18 protein-coding genes and 1 tRNA gene are annotated in these 18,993 nt (G+C 56.5%); 11 read left to right on the forward strand and 8 right to left on the reverse strand.

What is annotated here, in order from left to right:
* Positions 1-38: 38 nt before the first annotated feature.
* On the forward strand, positions 39-1,289 hold the full coding sequence (gene tyrS / locus AC3Y7R_RS06590) for a tyrosine--tRNA ligase (protein ID WP_490041229.1): 1,251 nt from the start codon (positions 39-41) through the stop codon (positions 1,287-1,289).
* Positions 1,290-1,365: 76 nt separating this feature from the next.
* Here the strand turns inward: tyrS and AC3Y7R_RS06595 are convergent, their stop codons facing one another.
* Both AC3Y7R_RS06595 and AC3Y7R_RS06600 read right to left on the reverse strand, forming a co-directional pair.
* A complete protein-coding gene (locus AC3Y7R_RS06595; RefSeq protein WP_490041230.1) occupies positions 1,366-3,660 on the reverse strand; it encodes an NADP-dependent malic enzyme in 2,295 nt (764 codons plus the stop codon).
* Between the two features lie 177 nt (positions 3,661-3,837).
* Positions 3,838-4,605 (reverse strand): NAD kinase, encoded by a 768-nt coding sequence (locus AC3Y7R_RS06600; protein WP_490041231.1) that lies wholly within the window; start codon positions 4,603-4,605, stop codon positions 3,838-3,840.
* 182 nt (positions 4,606-4,787) lie between these two features.
* Between AC3Y7R_RS06600 and glyA the strand changes: the two genes are divergently transcribed.
* Complete coding sequence (glyA, locus tag AC3Y7R_RS06605; RefSeq protein ID WP_490041232.1) at positions 4,788-6,083, forward strand: serine hydroxymethyltransferase; 1,296 nt, start codon at positions 4,788-4,790, stop codon at positions 6,081-6,083.
* 22 nt (positions 6,084-6,105) lie between these two features.
* On the opposite strand, the gene AC3Y7R_RS06610 is transcribed toward glyA, so the two are convergent.
* Positions 6,106-6,720, reverse strand: a complete 615-nt coding sequence (locus AC3Y7R_RS06610) for a 3'-5' exonuclease (RefSeq protein WP_490041233.1) — start codon at positions 6,718-6,720, stop codon at positions 6,106-6,108.
* A 21-nt stretch (positions 6,721-6,741) separates the two neighbouring features.
* Positions 6,742-7,383 carry a TetR/AcrR family transcriptional regulator gene (locus tag AC3Y7R_RS06615; RefSeq protein WP_490041234.1) on the reverse strand — a complete coding sequence of 214 codons (642 nt, stop codon included), beginning with the start codon at positions 7,381-7,383 and terminating at the stop codon, positions 6,742-6,744.
* Between the two features lie 177 nt (positions 7,384-7,560).
* On the opposite strand from AC3Y7R_RS06615, the gene AC3Y7R_RS06620 reads away from it, so the two are divergent.
* The 9 genes from AC3Y7R_RS06620 to AC3Y7R_RS06660 all read left to right on the forward strand — a co-directional run bounded on the left by AC3Y7R_RS06620 (position 7,561) and on the right by AC3Y7R_RS06660 (position 14,650).
* Positions 7,561-8,166, forward strand: coding sequence for a class I SAM-dependent methyltransferase (locus AC3Y7R_RS06620; protein WP_490041235.1), 606 nt, complete (start codon positions 7,561-7,563; stop codon positions 8,164-8,166).
* A gap of 1 nt (position 8,167) precedes the next feature.
* Positions 8,168-8,464, forward strand: a complete 297-nt coding sequence (locus AC3Y7R_RS06625; protein WP_490041236.1) for a putative quinol monooxygenase — start codon at positions 8,168-8,170, stop codon at positions 8,462-8,464.
* Between the two features lie 8 nt (positions 8,465-8,472).
* Entirely contained in the window at positions 8,473-9,225 is a 753-nt protein-coding gene (locus tag AC3Y7R_RS06630; RefSeq protein ID WP_490041237.1) for an AraC family transcriptional regulator, read from the forward strand.
* Between the two features lie 129 nt (positions 9,226-9,354).
* The gene (locus tag AC3Y7R_RS06635) at positions 9,355-9,654 is read left to right on the forward strand and encodes a hypothetical protein (protein WP_490041238.1); all 300 of its coding nucleotides are present in this window, start codon (positions 9,355-9,357) and stop codon (positions 9,652-9,654) included.
* Between the two features lie 73 nt (positions 9,655-9,727).
* Complete coding sequence (locus AC3Y7R_RS06640; RefSeq protein ID WP_490041239.1) at positions 9,728-11,011, forward strand: homoserine dehydrogenase; 1,284 nt, start codon at positions 9,728-9,730, stop codon at positions 11,009-11,011.
* Positions 11,012-11,018: 7 nt separating this feature from the next.
* The gene (locus tag AC3Y7R_RS06645; protein ID WP_490041240.1) at positions 11,019-11,693 is read left to right on the forward strand and encodes a ceramidase domain-containing protein; all 675 of its coding nucleotides are present in this window, start codon (positions 11,019-11,021) and stop codon (positions 11,691-11,693) included.
* Between the two features lie 55 nt (positions 11,694-11,748).
* The gene (gene glpX, locus AC3Y7R_RS06650; RefSeq protein WP_490041241.1) at positions 11,749-12,717 is read left to right on the forward strand and encodes a class II fructose-bisphosphatase; all 969 of its coding nucleotides are present in this window, start codon (positions 11,749-11,751) and stop codon (positions 12,715-12,717) included.
* Positions 12,717-14,471 carry a single-stranded-DNA-specific exonuclease RecJ gene (gene recJ, locus AC3Y7R_RS06655; protein ID WP_490041242.1) on the forward strand — a complete coding sequence of 585 codons (1,755 nt, stop codon included), beginning with the start codon at positions 12,717-12,719 and terminating at the stop codon, positions 14,469-14,471. Before glpX ends, recJ begins: the two co-directional genes overlap by 1 nt.
* A gap of 104 nt (positions 14,472-14,575) precedes the next feature.
* A tRNA-Glu gene (locus AC3Y7R_RS06660) sits at positions 14,576-14,650 on the forward strand.
* A gap of 72 nt (positions 14,651-14,722) precedes the next feature.
* Here AC3Y7R_RS06660 and AC3Y7R_RS06665 read toward each other — a convergent pair.
* The 4 genes from AC3Y7R_RS06665 to AC3Y7R_RS06680 form a co-directional block, all read right to left on the reverse strand.
* The gene (locus AC3Y7R_RS06665; protein WP_490041243.1) at positions 14,723-15,805 is read right to left on the reverse strand and encodes a diguanylate cyclase domain-containing protein; all 1,083 of its coding nucleotides are present in this window, start codon (positions 15,803-15,805) and stop codon (positions 14,723-14,725) included.
* Positions 15,806-15,840: 35 nt separating this feature from the next.
* Positions 15,841-16,443 (reverse strand): heme NO-binding domain-containing protein, encoded by a 603-nt coding sequence (locus AC3Y7R_RS06670; RefSeq protein ID WP_490041244.1) that lies wholly within the window; start codon positions 16,441-16,443, stop codon positions 15,841-15,843.
* A gap of 85 nt (positions 16,444-16,528) precedes the next feature.
* Positions 16,529-18,085, reverse strand: a complete 1,557-nt coding sequence (locus tag AC3Y7R_RS06675; RefSeq protein WP_490041245.1) for a trimethylamine methyltransferase family protein — start codon at positions 18,083-18,085, stop codon at positions 16,529-16,531.
* 137 nt (positions 18,086-18,222) lie between these two features.
* Positions 18,223-18,948 carry an HAD family hydrolase gene (locus tag AC3Y7R_RS06680; protein WP_490041246.1) on the reverse strand — a complete coding sequence of 242 codons (726 nt, stop codon included), beginning with the start codon at positions 18,946-18,948 and terminating at the stop codon, positions 18,223-18,225.
* Between the last annotated feature and the right edge of the window lie 45 nt (positions 18,949-18,993).

Genomic DNA, 18,993 nt, shown 5'->3' on the forward strand with positions numbered 1-18,993 from the left:
TAAGGCGCGGAACGCCGTTTTGCAGGGACGATACCTCAATGACCTACCATGCCAAATCCGAATTTCTGTCTGTCATGATGGAGCGTGGCTTTCTGGCCGATTGCACCGACTATCAAGGCTTGGACGAGGCTTTGTCAAAGGGCGTGGTTCCGGCCTATATCGGTTTTGACGCAACAGCTTCTTCGCTGCATGTGGGCTCGTTGATCCAGATTATGATGCTGCGCTGGCTGCAAAAAACCGGCCATAAGCCGATTGTGCTAATGGGCGGCGGAACCACAAAAGTGGGCGACCCGAGTTTTCGCGCTGACGAACGACCGTTGCTAACGACGGAACAAATCGACGCGAATATCGACGGCATTAAGCAAGCATTTTCAGCCTATGTTACATTTGGTGACGATCCGACCGATGCGATGATGGTCAACAATGCAGAGTGGCTGGACGGGCTGAATTACCTGGAATTTTTGCGTGACGTCGGGCGTCACTTCTCGGTCAACCGGATGCTGGCTTTTGAATCGGTGAAGTCCCGTCTCGACCGCGAGCAATCACTGTCGTTTCTCGAATTTAACTACATGATCTTGCAAGCCTATGATTTCATGGAACTACACCGTCGCCATGGCTGCCTTTTGCAAATGGGCGGCTCGGATCAATGGGGCAATATCGTCAACGGTATCGACCTGACGCGCCGCACGTTAGAAGGACAAATTTTTGGCCTGACCTCCCCGCTGCTAACGACTTCTGACGGCAAGAAGATGGGCAAAAGCCAAGATGGCGCGGTTTGGTTAAACGCTGATTTGCTATCGCCCTACCAGTTCTGGCAATTTTGGCGCAACACCACGGACGCCGATGTTGGCCGTTTCTTGAAGCTCTATACTGAGTTGGCGGTGGACGAATGCGACCGCCTTGGCGCGCTGGACGGGGCCGAGATCAACCAAGCCAAAATCACATTGGCAAATGAAGTCACCACGCTTTTACATGGTCGCGAAGCCGCACAGGCGGCGGAGGCCACCGCACATGAAGTATTTGAAAAAGGCGGGACAGGCGATGATTTGCCAACTTTGACGCTTACCGCTGAGGACTTAGGTGAGGGCATTTCTATCGTGCAATTGCTGGTGCGCTCTGGCCTGGCGGGCTCTGGCAAGGAAGCGAAACGGCTCATCTCGGACAATGGCGCAAAGATGAATGACGAGGCGCTGACCAGCGCTGGTGTTTTCATCACTGCCGAACAACTCGTGACACCGATCAAACTCTCTGCGGGCAAAAAGCGCCATGCATTAGTGATGTTGTCATAACCCCAGCCTCAACCACCGGGCGAGGGCTCTGCCCTCGACCCAAAACATGTAGGGCCGAAGGCACATTAAGGTCAAACTACCCGTAAATCGATACGGGAGTGCCCGCTACAGCGGACATATTTAGCAAACCACGCGCCGTGATTGATGGCGTAACGATGTGCGCTTTATTGCCCATACCCATCAAAATTGGCCCCACCTCAAGCCCACCGGCTTTCATCTTTAAGATGTTGCGCACGCCCGATGCCGCGTCGGTATTGGCAAACACCAAAACATTCGCGGAGCCTTGAAAACGGCTGTCAGGCATAATTTTATTGCGTAATTCTTGATCCAGCGCGGCATCCGTGTGCATTTCACCTTCATATAAAAAGTCACGCGGCTCGGCATCCAACATGGCCAGAGCGCCGCGCATACGGCGGCCAGTTTCACTATTGAGGTTGCCAAATTGTGAGTTCGAACAAAGCGCGATTTTTGGCTCCACCCCAAAGCGGCGCACATGGCGCGCAGCAGAAATTACGGTTTCTGCGATTTGCTCCGAGCTGGGCTCTGCATGCACATGGGTGTCAGCGACGAACAATGGGCCGTCTTCCAAGATCATCAACGACAGCGCGCCAACTGGGTGCAATTCTTCGCTGCCAAGCACCTGCGTGACGTAGTTCAAGTGCCACAAGAACTGGCCAAATGTCCCGCAAATCAGGCTATCCGCGTCCCCGCGGTGAACCATAACCGCGCCGATTGCCGTCGTATTCGTGCGCATAATCGCGCGGGCTAAATCGGGGGTCACCCCGCTGCGCGCCATGATTTTATGGTAGGTCTGCCAATACTCACGGTACCGGGGGTCATTTTGTGGGTTTACCAGTTCAAAATCCCGTCCGGGTTTGATGGACAGCCCGGCGCGCTCGGCACGGCGTTCAATCACTTCTGGGCGGCCAACAAGGATTGGCATATCTGTGGTGTCTTCCAGCATGGCATTCGCTGCGCGCAAAACCCGCTCGCTTTCGCCTTCGGTGAACACAATCTTGCGTGAAACGGTTCTTGCGGCCTCAAAAACCGGACGCATGATAAGGGCCGATTTGAATACCGAGCCGTCAAGCTCCGCCTTGTAGCTTTCCATGTCTTCCAGTGGCCGCTTTGCCACACCACTTTCCATCGCAGCACTGGCCACGGCGGAGGCGACAACGCCCATCAAGCGCGGATCAAACGGCTTTGGGATCAAATACTCAGGGCCAAATGTCATCTGTTCGCCCTGATATGCGGCGGCGGCTTCGGCGGAGGTTGTGGCACGCGCAAGGGCCGCGATCCCCTCGACGCAATTGATTTTCATCTGGTCATTGATGGTCGTTGCACCGACATCTAGCGCCCCTCGGAATATAAAGGGGAAGCACAAAACATTGTTCACCTGATTGGGATAGTCGCTGCGACCCGTAGCGATAATGGCATCCGGGGCTACTTTTCGCGCGTCATCAGGAGAAATTTCAGGGTTCGGATTGGCCAGCGCAAAGATGATCGGCTGGCTCGACATTTTAGCGACCATTTCCGACTTCAACACCCCCGGACCAGACAGGCCGAGGAACATATCCGCGCCCCCAATGACATCCATCAACGTCCGCAGGTCGGTTTTTTGGGCGAATTCAGCTTTTTGCGGTGTCATTTCCTCGGTGCGGCCCTCATAGACCAGCCCGGCAATATCACACAACCAGACGTTTTCGCGTTTAACGCCCAGTTTCAGTAGCATGTTCAGGCAGGCAATCCCCGCCGCACCACCACCTGTTGAGACGATCTTAACATCCTCGAATGTCTTGCCTGCAACCAGTAAAGCATTGGTCGCAGCGGCCCCGACTACGATGGCGGTGCCATGTTGATCATCGTGAAAGACAGGAATATCCATCCGCTCGCGGCAAATTTGTTCAACGATGAAACAATCCGGCGCTTTGATGTCTTCTAGATTGATTGCGCCAAAGGTCGGGCCAAGTGCACAGACAATATCAGCCAGCTTTTCGGGGTCTTTTTCATCCACTTCGATGTCGAAGCAATCAATATTGGCAAACTTCTTAAACAGGACGGCCTTGCCCTCCATCACAGGCTTAGAGGCCAGTGCGCCTATATTTCCAAGGCCCAAAACTGCGGTCCCATTGGTCACCACGCCGACCAAATTGCCCCGCGATGTGTAGTCCTGAGCGGTCTCTGGGTCGGCTTTGATCTCGAGGCAGGCCTCTGCCACACCGGGAGAGTACGCACGGGCCAAGTCGCGACCATTGGCCAGTGGCTTGGTCGCCCGAATTTCCAGCTTTCCGGGTTTTGGGTAGCGGTGATAGTCCAATGCTTCCTGCCGGAGCGCTTGTTGGCGGTCCTTTTCATTGCGATTATCAGCCATGTCGCTCCTCCCAGAGAAATTAGTTTAACATTAAACTATTACTTAACGTCACCTGCTATGTCGCCCATTCCGCGGTGCAAAGCAAGTCTAGCATATGAAAGTTTCCACGCCCATTCCGCTATGATCCGTGTCACCATGAATAGCCCAAAAGAGTAGTTCCAGCCCCTTTACAATAGCTTAAGCGAATTGTTCGCGGATCAGGCGCTCTTCCAGCCCGTGACCGGGATCGAATAAAATGCGGTGCGTAACAGCCTCTTCCGAGGTGACCTCGACCGAGACCACATTCCCCGCAGAGCGCCCGTCTGCATCCGCCATTACCGGACGCTTGCGCGGTTGCAGCACATCAAAGCGGATTTTAGCCTCGCTGGGCAAAAGCGCCCCACGCCAACGACGTGGGCGGAACGCCGACATCGCCGTTAGGGCCAAAACGCCTGATCCGATGGGCACAATTGGACCGTGCGCGGAATAGTTATAGGCGGTCGAGCCTGCCGGTGTCGCGACCAATGCGCCGTCGCAGACCAGCTCTGGCATCCGCTCGCGGCCATCAATAAAAATGCGCAACTTGGCGGCTTGCGAGCCCGCGCGTAGGAGCGACACTTCGTTGATCGCCAAAGCCTCGTGGATGGTGCCGTCTTCGCGGATCGCTTTCATGCGCAAAGGATGGATCGCCTCTTCAACCGCCTCGGCAAGGCGTTCGCGCAGGTTTGGCTCGTGATATTCGTTCATCAAGAAGCCCACGGTGCCACAGTTCATGCCATAAACAGGTGTATCCAGATGTTGGGTGCCATGCAGGGTTTGCAGCATAAAACCGTCGCCCCCTAAAGCCACGATCACCTTCGCATCTTCGGGCTTCACATCGCCGTAATTTGCCACCAGAGCTTTGCAGGCTTCTTGGGCCACAGCGGTTTCCGAGGCCATGAAGGCAATTTTTTCAACGTCAGGCATAGGGCACATTTCCAAGTCTTTCCAAAACCTTCGCGTGCCTCAGCAGGAAACACAAGACCATCATCGGCTACGCTATGACGCCTCTTGATGCTCGGAAGTCGCTTTGACGGGTTCCGGTCCGCGCGTTTTCACCTTAAAAGGCCCTCAATTCTTGCGCTGCCCCCAAGGGAAGGACCCTAACTATGACCGCATCTCACCGTGACGCTGGCTTTTTCACCGAGAGCTTAGAGAGCCGTGACGCCGAGCTATTTGGCGCCATCACCCTAGAGCTGGGCCGCCAGCGTGACGAGATCGAGTTGATCGCGTCCGAGAACATCGTGAGCCGCGCCGTCATGGAAGCGCAGGGGTCGGTTTTAACCAACAAATACGCCGAAGGTTATCCGGGACGCCGCTACTACGGCGGCTGCCAATACGTTGATATTGCTGAAAATCTTGCGGTTGACCGCGCCAAGAAATTGTTTGGGTGTGAGTTTGCCAATGTGCAGCCGAACTCTGGCTCACAAGCCAACCAAGGGGTGTTTCAGGCGTTGCTGAAACCCGGCGATACCATTCTGGGCATGAGCCTTGATGCAGGCGGTCACCTGACCCACGGTGCGAAGCCAAACCAATCGGGCAAATGGTTTAACGCAGTACATTACGGCGTGAAGCCCGACACGTTGCGTCTGGATTATGAGCAAGTTGAAGCGCTGGCGCTGGAGCATAAACCGAAACTGATCATCGCCGGTGGCTCTGCCATCCCGCGCCAAATTGATTTCGCGAAAATGCGAGAGATTGCCGATAAGGTTGGCGCGTTTTTACTGGTGGACATGGCGCATTTTGCTGGCCTTGTCGCTGGTGGGCAGCATCCATCGCCGTTCCCGCACGCACATGTGGCAACCACCACGACGCATAAAACCCTACGTGGGCCACGCGGCGGGATGATCTTGACCAATGACGAAGCACTGGCGAAGAAGTTCAACTCGGCCATCTTCCCCGGCATCCAAGGCGGGCCATTGATGCATGTAATCGCGGCCAAAGCAGTGGCCTTTGGCGAAGCGCTGCGCCCCGAGTTTAAAGACTATCAAGCGCAGGTTATCGTGAACGCAAAAGCCATGGCAGATCAGTTGATTAAAGGCGGCTTGGACATCGTGACCGGCGGCACCGACACCCATGTGATGTTGGTCGATTTGCGCCCCAAAGGCGTAAAAGGCAACGCGACCGAGAAAGCGTTGGGCCGCGCACATATCACCTGCAACAAGAACGGCATCCCGTTTGATGATGAGAAACCGATGATCACCTCGGGCATCCGGCTAGGCTCCCCCGCGGGGACAACACGCGGGTTTGGCGAGGCAGAGTTCCGCGAAATTGCGGACCTGATCGTCGAAGTTGTGGACGGTTTGGCTGCCAACGGCGAAGATGGAAACGCAACGGTTGAAGCCGCGGTGAAAGCCAAGGTCGAGGCTATGTGCGGCAAGTTCCCGATCTATCCGGACCTATAAGCTGCTGCTATTGAGAGACTGTTTAAGGCTCCCTTTTGGGGGCCTTTTTCTTGGGCGTCTTGGGTGTTGGGCCGCTCAAAGCCTCAAACTCCATCGACATATGGGCTTCGGCATGAAGCACCACTTGAGCGGCGGCACGCGCGTCTTCGCCAGCGTCATGGTGCAAGAATCTGAGATCTAGCACCTTCTTCAAATTCGCCAAACCGTGGCCGCCGTTCCCCTTCAGCTCAGGCCAAGCGCGGCGTGCGATTTTGACGCTATCGTTCCAACGTAAATCAGGCGCGGTGAGGCCACATGAACGGCAGGCAGCAGTGATCGCCTGCTTGTCAAAATTGCTGTGCTGAATCAGGTGGTGGCGACGCAACAGGGGTAAAATTTGCCCCAGCGCCTCGGAGAAATGCACGGCGTCCATGACCGTCTCCGGGCCGATCCCGTGCAGCCGAATGTTAAAGCTGTCAAACCGCGTCTGCGGGTTTACCAACATCGAAAACGTCTGGATTTCATTGTCCATCGCCACGCAAGCCAGCCCGATCTGGCAAATACTGGCAGCATCACGGCTGGCAGTCTCGACATCAAGAGCAATGAAGCGAAAGTCGCCTTGCGGCACGCGTTTTGCGTGATTAAGGGGCGGGCGCATGTCTATCAACGGGTCCCGAAACTACTCTGCCGCCGTCTGCTCTGCTTCCAACTTGCGCTGGCGCTCTTTCCAACGCGGCATACGGACGGCTTTACCCGCCATGTCGGAATAAATCGCCTCGACACGCGACAACGACAGGCGGCCATCGGGCTTGTACCAACTGGTCACCCCGTTCAGCATCGCAATCAGCGCCAAGGTCGTCAGCTTGGTGTCATCTACATCAAACGCGCCCTCGTCTTGGCCCGTCTTTAGGATCGCCTCCAGAGCGTCCTCGTATTGGCGGCGCATATCACCGAGAGTCTTGAAATTATCCGCGTTGAGATTTCGTAGTTCCATATAAGAGATAAACACCTGCTCGGGGCGCTCTAGGTGAAACCGAATATGAAAACGAGTGAAGTTTTCCAACTGCGCCACGGGGCCAGCAGGTTTTTCCTGCGCGTCCCATGCATCAAGCACCTCTTGCATATGCTCATGCAACAAGTCGGACAGCAGCGATTGTTTATCGGGCGTATATAGGTACAGCGCCCCCGCCTGCACGCCAACCTCGCTTGCGATTTGACGCATGGAAACAGCGGCAAAGCCATGGGCGGCAAACAGCCGTAAAGCCGCCGCGCGAACGCGAGGGCCGGTGATATCAGCGTGTGATCCAGTTTTACGTGCCATAGGGGCATGCTATCTGAACACACGTTCAGAACAAGCCTATTGTAAAATCATGAGGTTTTTCGACTTTTCTGCCACGATTTGGGCCGCGCGGACCAGCCTAGGCACTCTGGCCGTTTCAAGCAGATAGCTGTCACTTGGACGTTAGCGCGGGCGTATCTGCGCAGGCATTCTAGGACCATGAATACAATTGCCAGATACAATCGCGCCGCCCCCAATTGGGAGCAACGCCTTTCCCGAAACGGGTATCTCGCGGCCTATGAAGAGTTTCTCAAGGGTAATGTGAATGCCTCTGGTCCAGTTTTAGATATCGGCACTGGCACTGGTACATTTGCGCGGGTCTGGGTCGAGGCTGGAGGCAGTCGCGATCTGACATTGCTTGATCCCTCGGTGGAAATGCTGGCAACAGCGCAGTCCAATCTTACAGGCCTCCACGTCGCCCCTCAAATCGAGCAGGCCTATGTGGAAACCTTTGATCCACCGGCCGCTTATTCCACAATATTAGCCGCCCATGTGATCGAGCATTGTACCCTCCCGGATATGGCAATGCACCGGCTTGCCACTTGGCTAAAGCCGGGTGGAAAACTCCTTCTCGTGGTTTCAAAACCGCATTGGTGTAATTGGCTCATTTGGCTGCGTTTTCGGCACCGGTGGTTTAGCGCGACCAGCGTGCTGCGCATGGCTGATGACGCCGGTCTAACCGCCCTTAAAATCCACACTTTTCAATCCGGGCCACCCAGCAGGACGAGCCTCGGTTACTTTTTCATCAAACCCGAAAGGATATAATATGATCGTAGCACATGTACACTTTAGCGTTGCCGCCAGTAGGCGTCAGGCCGCACTGGATGCACTTCTCGCCGAGGTGGAACTGGTTCGGACAATGAAAGGATGCTTGGCGTTTACTCCATTTGCCGATCCTACAGACAATACACGGCTGGGGGTTTTACATGAGTGGGCTGCCGGAGAAGATTTTGCTGCGTATATAGCATCAGATGCATTTACAACCTTGGGGCAGGTTTTGCGCCCAATGATGACAGCACCACCAATCAGTCGCCGCTTTGACGCGACACTGCTGGCGACATAAGCTGAGCCATGGAACCCGAAGCATACTGTTTTCACAAAGAATTTTCCCCTGGAGAGCCTACTGAGTTTCAGGTGGGGCGGCATTATCTTCTATATGCGCGTGAAGGCATGGTTCGGATGGAATCGGAGGGGCAGCGTTGGACGTTGCCCCCAGCGCGGGCTGCTTTGATTGCGGCGGGGCATCCGGTCACGATCACAGTTCTCTCCAAGGTTGTCTCGGCTTCGGTTCTGTTTGCCCCAGAATTCATCCCCCAGCCGTCCCGTAGCTTGTCCGTTTTTGATGTATCGCCTCTCGCTCGCGAACTTATTGGGGAGTGCCGGAACTGGGGGGCTGAAACTGGCCCGCTCACGCCCTACTCAAAACGTATCTTTGAAACATTAGCCTTTGTCGTGTTGGATCTGGCCCAAACCCCCAGCCCATGTGTTCTGCCGATACCACGTAGTGCGGCAGTGGTACGCGCTGTTGCACTGACCGAAAACCGATCATCCGACACCCCGCGATTTGATGAAATCGCCCGCGCAACAGGCCAATCACCACGAGCATTGGCGCGCCGCTTTTCAGAAGAAATGGGGATGACATGGAGCGAGGTGTTGCGACGTATCCGCGTAATCCGAGCGGTGGAAGCCCTAGCTGGAAGTAAAGCCACCGTTACCGAGGTCGCAATGGGCGTCGGCTACAATTCGCTCTCCGCGTTCAATGTCGCGTTTCGAGACCTTATGGGCATGAGCCCGACCCAGTACCGCGCAACATTTAACGGCTAAATACACCTTTTATTTCTGGCCCTGCTGTCCATTACGGCGGATCACCCTGACAAGGGGTATTGTCGTGCTGGACGCCTTCGCCCTAGCGCTTTAGGGTGCGTCTTAGTATTTTTTACTCGGACTGGCTCTATGCGCTGCACCTTTTCTGCCCTCATTTTTGTGCTGCTATCTGCGTGCACTGCCAACCTGCCTGACATTGATGCCACCATCAGCGCGGCGGCTAGAAATGCGGACTACCCGACCCTGCACCCCCTGCCTGATCTGATCTCACAATCCGAGGCGGGCAGCACCATTGAGGTGCAAACGCAGGCCTTAGCGGGGCGTGTTGCGCGACTAAAAGCGCGGGCGCGGGCCTTAAAGGGGCGCTCGATTATTGACGGGGCGACGCGGATAAAGCTGCTCAACGCTGTGCAGGGTCGCACGCTCTGACGCCCCCTTGCATTGCACCCTTGGACGATACGCGCTAACGAGCGCCAAACACCTATTTTAATGGAGCATATTCATGTCTGACCCCCTTCGTCTTGGTATCGCTGGACTTGGAACTGTGGGCGTGGGTGTAGTGCGCATCATCCGCCAAAAAGCGGCCTTGTTAGAGGCACGCACCGGACGCAAGGTTGTGATCGCGGCGGTCTCTGCACGCTCGCGCAAAGATCGCGGCGTACCGCTGGACAGCTATGCGTGGGAAGATGATCCGGTGAAACTGGCCATGCGCGACGATGTGGATGTGTTTGTGGAGTTGATGGGCGGCGCTGACGGCCCCGCCAAAGCCGCCACCGAGGCCGCGTTGAAAGCAGGCAAAGACGTGGTAACGGCCAACAAAGCGATGCTGGCAGAACACGGCCAAGAGTTGGCGTTACTGGCCGAGGGCGAGGCGCGCGTGCTGCGCTTTGAGGCGGCAGTTGCGGGCGGCATTCCGGTCGTCAAAGCGCTGACCGAAGGGCTGGCAGGCAACAAGATTACCCGCGTGATGGGGGTGATGAACGGCTCGTGCAACTACATCCTGACCCGCATGGAAAACGCCAACCTGACTTATGAGGAGGCCTTTGCCGAGGCCGATGGTCTGGGCTATTTGGAGGCCGATCCGGAGCTGGATGTGGGCGGCATTGATGCGGCGCATAAGCTGGCATTGCTGGCGGCGATTTCATTTGGGACACAGGTAAAGTTTGACGGCGTACAGCTGGAAGGCATTGGCCGCGTGACCATCGAAGACATCCGCCAAGCGGCTGATATGGGCTATAAGATCAAACTGTTAGGCACTGCACAGATGACGGGCCGCGGCTTGGTGCAATCCATGTCGCCGTGCCTTGTGCCTGCAACCTCGCCGCTGGGACAGCTGGAAGGCGGCACCAATATGGTGGTGCTTGAGGGTGATCATGTGGGCCAGATTGTGCTGCGCGGCGCTGGCGCTGGTGAGGGGCCGACGGCCTCGGCGGTGCTGTCAGATATCATCGACATTGCGCGCGGGCTACGCTTGCCGACATTCGGGCAGCCTGCTGAGACGTTGAAAACCACGCCATCGGCCAATTCCGGCACGCCTGCGCCGTTCTATTTGCGCATGAGCTTGTTCGACAAGCCCGGAGCTTTGGCCAAAGTTGCCACATGTTTGGGTGATGCGGGTGTGTCGATCCACCGGATGCGTCAATACGATCACAAAGACGATCAAGCGCCAGTTCTGATCGTAACGCACACCACATCGCGCGACGCGTTGGACGCGGCATTAAGCGCCCTGCCCGCAGCGGGCGTTTTGGCGTCAGAGCCAGTCGCATTGCGCATCGAAGAGGTCTAAGCGCACCATGAATTGGACTGCCGCTGTCGATATTTACTGTGAACGGCTGGGGCCTGAGTTCTGGGCGGAACCTTGGAATGCCCTTTCAAATTTGGCGTTCATTTTGGCCGCCTTTTGGGCTTGGCGAACGGCACGGGCCATGGGCGTGCAAAGCATGGCTATCAGTATTTTAACCGCATTGGCATTTTGCATCGGCATCGGCTCGTTCCTATTTCACACCTATGCGCAGGTGTGGTCAGAATTTGCTGATACCATCCCGATCTGGACGTTTGTGGCCGGCTATATCGTGACCAGCATGCATGTGATGGGCGGCGTAAAACCGGGCCGGATTGCCGTTATCGCCTTGGGCGTCGCGGTGATTATCATCGTCTCGACCATCGCCTTTGACAGCCCCAACGCGGTGCCGTCAGAGCCAAGCTGGACCAACGGATCGGAGCAGTATTTACCTGCGGTGATCGCCATGTTGGTGCTGTCGGGCCTGACTTTGCGTCGGCGACATCCGCTGCGCCTATGGTTTATGGCCGCGACCGTGACTTTCCTTGTGTCACTGGGATTTCGCACGCTGGACGTCCATGTTTGCGCCGCGCTGCCCATCGGCACGCATTTCATTTGGCATATCCTGAATGGCGCGATGATCGCTTTACTGCTGCAAGCTTTGATACGCCACCGCACCTTGCCTTGAACCCAAGCCCACCGCCCGTTAAACGGGGCTCAACTGCCAATTAAGGGATATTCCAATGACCGTCTCCAACGACCAATTCCAAGACCGCATGCTGTCACTGGGCCTTGCCCGTGTTTCCGAGGCGGCAGCAATTGCTTCGGCCAAACTGATCGGGCGCGGTGACGAGAAAGCCGCCGACCAAGCCGCCGTGAACGCCATGCGCGAGCAGCTTAATAAGCTTGATATTGCAGGTGTTGTGGTGATCGGCGAAGGCGAGCGTGATGAAGCCCCAATGTTGTACATTGGTGAAGAGGTTGGCACGGGCAACGGCCCCGGCGTGGACATCGCGCTGGACCCATTGGAAGGCACCACGCTGACCGCCAAAGACATGCCAAACGCGCTGACGGTAATCGCAATGGGGCCGCGCGGCTCGATGTTGCACGCGCCTGATGTGTACATGGACAAGCTGGCCATCGGGCCGGGCTATGCGGTGGACACAGTGACCATGGATATGTCGGTAAAAGAGCGCATCGCGGCATTGGCTAAGGCCAAGGGCTGCGCTATGGACGGTGTGACGGTATGTGTGCTGGAGCGCCCGCGCCACGAGCAAACAATTGAAGATATCCGCTCGACCGGGGCTGCTATCCGGTTGATCACAGATGGCGATGTTGCGGGTATCATGCACTGCGCCGAAGCCGCGACAACGGGCATCGACATGTATATGGGCGCGGGCGGCGCACCGGAAGGTGTGTTGGCGGCGGCGGCATTGAAATGTATGGGCGGGCAAATGTATAGCCGCCTGTTGTTTCGCAATGATGACGAGCGTGGCCGTGCTGCCAAGGCTGGTATCACTGATTTTGACCGGATTTACACCCGCGATGAGATGGTTACCAAGGATGTTATTTTCGCCGCGACTGGCGTTACGGATGGCTCGATCGTGAGCGGTATTCGTCGTGAAGTGGGCTATTTGACCACTGAGACGATCCTGATGCGCTCTAAAACTGGCTCGGTGCGGCGCATGACTTACCGCAACCCAACTAGCTAATGGCAGATGCCTTTCTTGGTGTTGAGAGTTCTCTGACAGGGCGCCGTTGGGTGGGCCTGTCAGTTGAGCAAGAGCGCCAAGCCGAGGCCACCGCACAACAAACGCAACTGCCGCGCCCGTTATGTGCGACGCTTGCGCGCCTTGGCGTTCCGGTGGATGAGGCCGAGGGATATTTGACCCCTGCCCTGCGTGATTTATTGCCCAATCCATCCGTGTTGAAGGATATGGATGTGGCCGCCGAGCGGTTGGCTGTGGCTGTGCGCAAGCGCGAAAAGATTGCTATTTTTGCCGATTATGATGTGGATGGCGGGTCATCAGCGGCGCTGTTGATTTGTTGGCTACGCGATATGGGGCTGGCTTCTACGCTGTATATTCCCGACCGAATTGACGAGGGTTATGGCCCTAATGTACCCGCCATGGCCACACTGGCAGCCGATCATGATTTGGTGATTTGCGTTGATTGCGGGACGCTATCGCATGAGGCATTGGGCGCTGCGACCGCCGCAGATGTGATGGTCATGGACCACCATTTAGGCGGCGAGACCTTGCCGCCAGCACTGGCCGTGGTGAACCCGAACCGCCAAGACGAAGACGGATCACTGGGGCATTTATGCGCGGCGGGGGTGGTATTTTTGCTGTTGGTCGCGGCGAATCGCGTGTTGCGCGACGAGCGCAGCGTGCCCGATTTGATGGCAATGTTGGATTTAGTGGCCTTGGCCACGGTTGCAGATGTGGCCCCGTTGATTGGCGTGAACCGCGCGTTGGTGCGCCAAGGGTTGAAGATCATGGCCGGGCGGCAGCGCCTAGGGCTGCGTGTGTTATCAGATGTGGCAAAGATGGATACGGCGCCGACATCGTATCACCTTGGGTTTTTACTGGGGCCGCGGATCAATGCAGGCGGGCGTATTGGCGCGGCAGATTTGGGTGCTCGGTTGTTGTCCACCGACCAAGAGGCCGAGGCACAGGCCTTGGCCGAGCGGCTAGATATGTTGAACGGCGAGCGGCGCGAGATTGAGGCCACTGTGCGTGAAGCAGCAATAGCGCAGGCCGAGGAGCGTGGGTTTGATGCCCCTCTGGTTTGGGCCGCTGGCGAAGGCTGGCACCCCGGTGTGGTAGGGATTGTCGCGGCGCGCCTGAAAGAGGCCAGCAATCGGCCTGCGGTGGTGATTGGGCTTGATGGCGATGAGGGCAAGGGGTCTGCGCGATCGGTATCTGGCATTGATTTGGGCGCGCAAATTCAGCGCTTGGCGGCTGAGGGGCTGTTGATCAAGGGTGGCGGTCACAAAATGGCGGCAGGCCTGACAGTAGCGCGAGACCAGCTGGAACCTGCCATGGCGCGCTTGAGCGAGTTGATGGAGAAGCAAGGTGCCGGACTGCTGGGGCCGTCTGATCTGAAAGTTGATGGGTTGATGATGGCGGGGGCTGCGTCGGTAGAATTGGTTGAGCGGATCGAGCAAGCTGGCCCGTTTGGGGCGGGTGCCGCTGGGCCACGTTTCGTGTTCCCTGATCAGCGTATTTTATTCACCAAACCAGTTGGTGAGGGGCATTTGAAAATCAGCTTTGGGGATGGTGGGCCTATGCGCCTGGATGCTATTGCGTTTGGGGCGTTCAATTCGCAAATGGGACCCGCTTTGGAGGGTCATTCTGGTCGGCGATTTCATCTAGCAGGGCGCGTAGAAATCAATACTTGGCGAGGTCGGCAATCTGTTCAGTTGCGCCTTGAGGATGCAGCGTTGGCACAGAGCCAGACATAAGCAGGCAAGCCATGGACGATTGTCTGCACTTTCCGCACCTAAGAGATCATTTTCCTCTTGCCAGCGCGGCACGCCTTGCCTAAATACGCCCTCACGATCCCGGTGCTCCCTTCGTCTATCGGTTAGGACGTCAGGTTTTCAACCTGAAAAGAGGGGTTCGATTCCCCTAGGGAGTACCACTTTTATCTCCGCTAAATTATAAGTCAGCTCGGGTATTGCTTGAGATTACGCGTCGGCGCTTCATGCGCGCGTTAGTCGGGTGCCACGTCAAAAGTTTCTGGGTTGAAAACGGTGTGGCAGGCACGGCCTTGATCCTTGGATGTGTAGAGTGCGCGGTCCGCATCATTAAGCATCCGGTCGGCTTCCGGCTCTGCATAGAAACTTGATAGGGTTGTTCCGATACTGGCCGAGATACGGCAAACGGCATCGTCAAAGGGAATCGGTTCCTCAAGGCGAGAGATAATCCGCCACGCGATGCGATCCAAAACCTCCAGATCAACACAGCCTTTAAAGATCAACACAAACTCGTCCCCTCCCACCCGCGCAACCAGATCGCCACCGCGAGTTTCGTCTTGCAAGACAATCGCGACCCGTTTCAAAACATGATCACCCGCCTGATGGCCGAAAGTATCATTCACTTGCTTGAAGTAATCCAAGTCTAGGTGCATCAAGCCGAAAGGGCACCCTGAATGCGCTAACTGCTCAAGCATTGCATCCATGCCGCGACGATTTTGCAACCCCGTAAGGGTATCGGTGAAGGCCTGTTCTTCTGCTGCAACCCGCGCCCCTTCAAGGCGCGAATTCAACCGTTTAGATTCCTCAAGCGCAATAGTCTTCGCCTCGATCAAGTATAGCATATCGACAGTGGGATCTGAGGGGGCAAAATCTGCACTACTCAAATCATATTTCTGCACAGCATCAACCACGTTAACGCCCAAAGACAGGTTCACCACAGCCCCAAACCCGGCCGAGTTTGCATCACTTGAAAGCGCACCTACCGGGCGCAAAACCATCGGTGAAGCCCCCCCTGCCCGCCGGTCGGCTTGCATAGCCTGATAAGGGGAGATCGGGACAAAAACCCCTTTCATGATGAACTTATTTCCAGCACGAAACCGCGCACGAATAAGACAGTTTCCCTGCGCTAGTAGGTCTTGAAAAGAATGGATGTGCAGGGGACGTTTAACCTCAAAAAGCTCCAAAAACCTTTGCCCGACGAGGGCTTCATTTGGCCGCAGCTTGGCCAAAGTCGGACCGACAGAGGCGACGTGACCTGTTGGGGAAATTTGGAGGTGCATTGGCATCAACGCCCCAAGCGCATGTGCGGCAAGGGGCACTAAACCTCCATGGTGAAATTGATGCGCACTGGTCGTCATTTCGCTACATGCTCCGCCACAAGGCCAAAGTCGCGACCAACGGAAAAATCTACCTCAAACAATTCCACGCGCACTTGCTCGGTGTGACCGTCTTCGCGTAGCGCGTCGCTGCGCTCTAGGACCGCCAACGCCCCATAGTCATCCGCCATTGCCCGTAAGATGCCCAACAGCACCGCACCAAATCCAGGCCGAGCAAAATGCACCAAAATATTGAAATCAGTCTTGGAAAACACCTCAACTTCCAGTCGCGGCAAGTCGAGATCCGGCAGGGCCAGCTTCACCCTATCGTTGAGGTCATCCAGCGACATGATAAATTCTTCAAATGTTGCGCCGCCAAACCGCAGCAACCGCCGCACAGAATCCATCCGGGGGTGGGAAACCAAATAGGCGCCCACATCTTCGGTCATTTGCACCTGTGTCGTGCCCAAGCGCGACGCCAAGGCTTTGAGGACATCATCGAGACATGCGTCCGGGTAAGCGAACATGGCTTCAAAATCATGAAACGGCAGGTCCGCGTCTGACACCACCTGATCCCAGACGGCCTCACCATAAGTATCTTGTGCAAAACATTGCACCGCGCGATGAACCATGCCGTACATCTGGTACCTCTCCAAAACCCTGGACAGACACCTGAAGCAAAACTATTAAAAAACCACCAATAAAGTATTACGAAAACCCTAAGGGCTAGAAATCTGTTGGCACCCCGCCCTCGGCTTTACGCCGCGTCACAAACTCTGCCAGTTCCTCGCGGATGGCCTCGTCCATGGGAGGCGCCTCGAACTCTTCGATGATGCCTTTATACATCTCGTGGGCACGTTCTGCGGTCCAAACACCCCCTTTCAAATCCCAAGCCTCATAATTCGACCAATCGGAAATTAGCGGCGAATAGAATGCAGTCTCGTAGCGGTCCTGAGTATGTTGGCAGCCGAAAAAGTGGCCATCTGGGCCGACCTCAGCAATCGCATCAACCGCGATATCACCGGGGGTCGTAGCATAGGTTGTGGGCTCCATATACCGTTGAATTTGTTGAATAACATCGCAATCCATGATGAATTTTTCGGGCGAGGCAATCAGCCCGCCTTCGAGCCAGCCCGCGGCGTGATAGACCATATTGGTGCCAGATTGCACCGCCGCCCAAAGCGAATTTGACGTCTCCCACATGGCCTGCCCGTCGGGCACATTTGCGGCACATACCCCCGACGAGCGGATAGGCAAGCCGTAGAAGCGCCCCATCTGGCCGGTTATCTGGGTCGCGCGCATATATTCAGGTGTGCCAAACGCTGGCGCGCCAGTTTTCATATCGACATTCGAGGTAAAGGTGCCGATGCCCACAGGCGCGCCGGGATTGATATATTGCAACAGCACAATCGCCGCCAAGCCTTCGGCCAGAGAGAGCGTCACCGCACCCGACATTGTGACCGGAGCCATGGCCCCTGCCAGCGTAAACGGCGTCACGATCACCGGCTGGTTGCGGCGCGTGAGGATCATCGCGCCCTCCAGCATGGGGAAGTCATGTTTCAGCGGCGAGACCGAGTTGATATTGGTATACATATGCGGCTTGGCGTCGAAGTCCTCGCGGGTCATGCCACTGGCGATGCGGGTCATCTCCATCACGTCCTCGACCCGCTCGCGGCCCAGCGAATAGGCATGCACTACTTTGTCGGTCAGGGTCAGTTTCTCAAACAGGCAATCGAGGTGGCGCTCGCGCGGGTGAATGTCGATCGGCTCCACCGGATAGCCGCCAGCAAAGTGGATGCAGTTGAAGAATTGGGTAAGTTTGATGAAGTCCTTATAGGTCTCAAAATCACCGGAGCGCTTGCCGCGTTTGATGTCCCAAGAATTGGGCGGCGAGGAGACATTGCCAAACAAAATATACTTGCCGCCCATGGTGATACGGCGGTCAGGGTTGCGCGGGGTGATGTCGAATTGCGCGGGCGCATGACCGAGCATCTCCATCACGAAATCCTCGTCCATTTTGACGTTGGTCCCCTCGACCTTGCAGCCCGCTTGCTTGAGGATTTTACAGGCTTCTGGATTTAGGAACTCGATGCCGATCTCGGATAGGATACGCATGCAACCTTTGTGGATGGCTTGCACGCCGTCCGCATCCAGCGGTTCGGTCGGGCGGTCGGTGTTGATGGGCAAGCGCCATGGCATTTGCTCGGGCAATTTAGAGGTGGTGCGCCGCGTATTCCCGGCCCGGCCACCGCCGCGTTTTCTGCGTGTGGGTTGATCTGCCATGCGTCGCGCCTTCCGTATTAGCTGTCCACCCAGAGTGCACATCTTACAGCGCACAGGTATGGCAAATACCGACGCCGCGCGTCGCTTTTGGCCCAGAGGTGTCGTATCAAACTCGCATGAAAGTCATGCAGAGGTAACTACGTCCTCGCACCTTCAGCCCCAGTCAACCATGCAGGCAGATCGGCCACGCTATCAAGCACCACGTCCGCATGTGGCTCCAGGTCAGTGCGGCTGGCCGGGCCGGTGAGCACACCAATGCACACCATCCCCGCCGCGCGACCTGCATGTAGATCATGGGTGCTGTCACCGATCATCGCCACCTGTTCAGGGGCAAGGTCACATTGGCTTGAGAACGCCCAAAGCATCTGTGGCGCGGGCTTGCCGCCGTAGCCGGAATCAAAGCCCAAGATATGTGCGAAACGGCCCTCTAACCCCAAGGCGTGCATATGGCTGCGGGCCGAGCTTTCGGCATCATTGGTCGCAACCCCACACACAAGCCCCATGGCATCAAACTGGTCAAACAATTGCGGCAACGGGCACGGGGCGACCAGCGGCGCGCGGGCGGCCATTTGATTGCCATGCGCCAACAATCTGTCAAAATCCCAGTCAGGCAAAAACGGCAAAAGCAGATTGATCGCCACCTCGGCGGTGCCTGCGATAACCGGGCTGCTGGGCTGGAAAACCCCGCGCGCCACATCATAGCCAATCGCCGCGCCCATGCGTGCACTCAGAGCCGCGTCACCGCGCGCCAAATCGTGCAAAAACCCCGCAGCCCATTGCCCCCAAGTCGCGTCAAAATCCAGCAAGGTGCCATCTTTGTCGAACAGCAAGCCTTTGATCTCTTTTGTGATCTGCCCAACCATATTCTTGCCCCTTAATCCCTTGACCCGCTCCGCGTGCTTCGAGAC

The organism is Litoreibacter sp. (genome assembly GCF_058136045.1).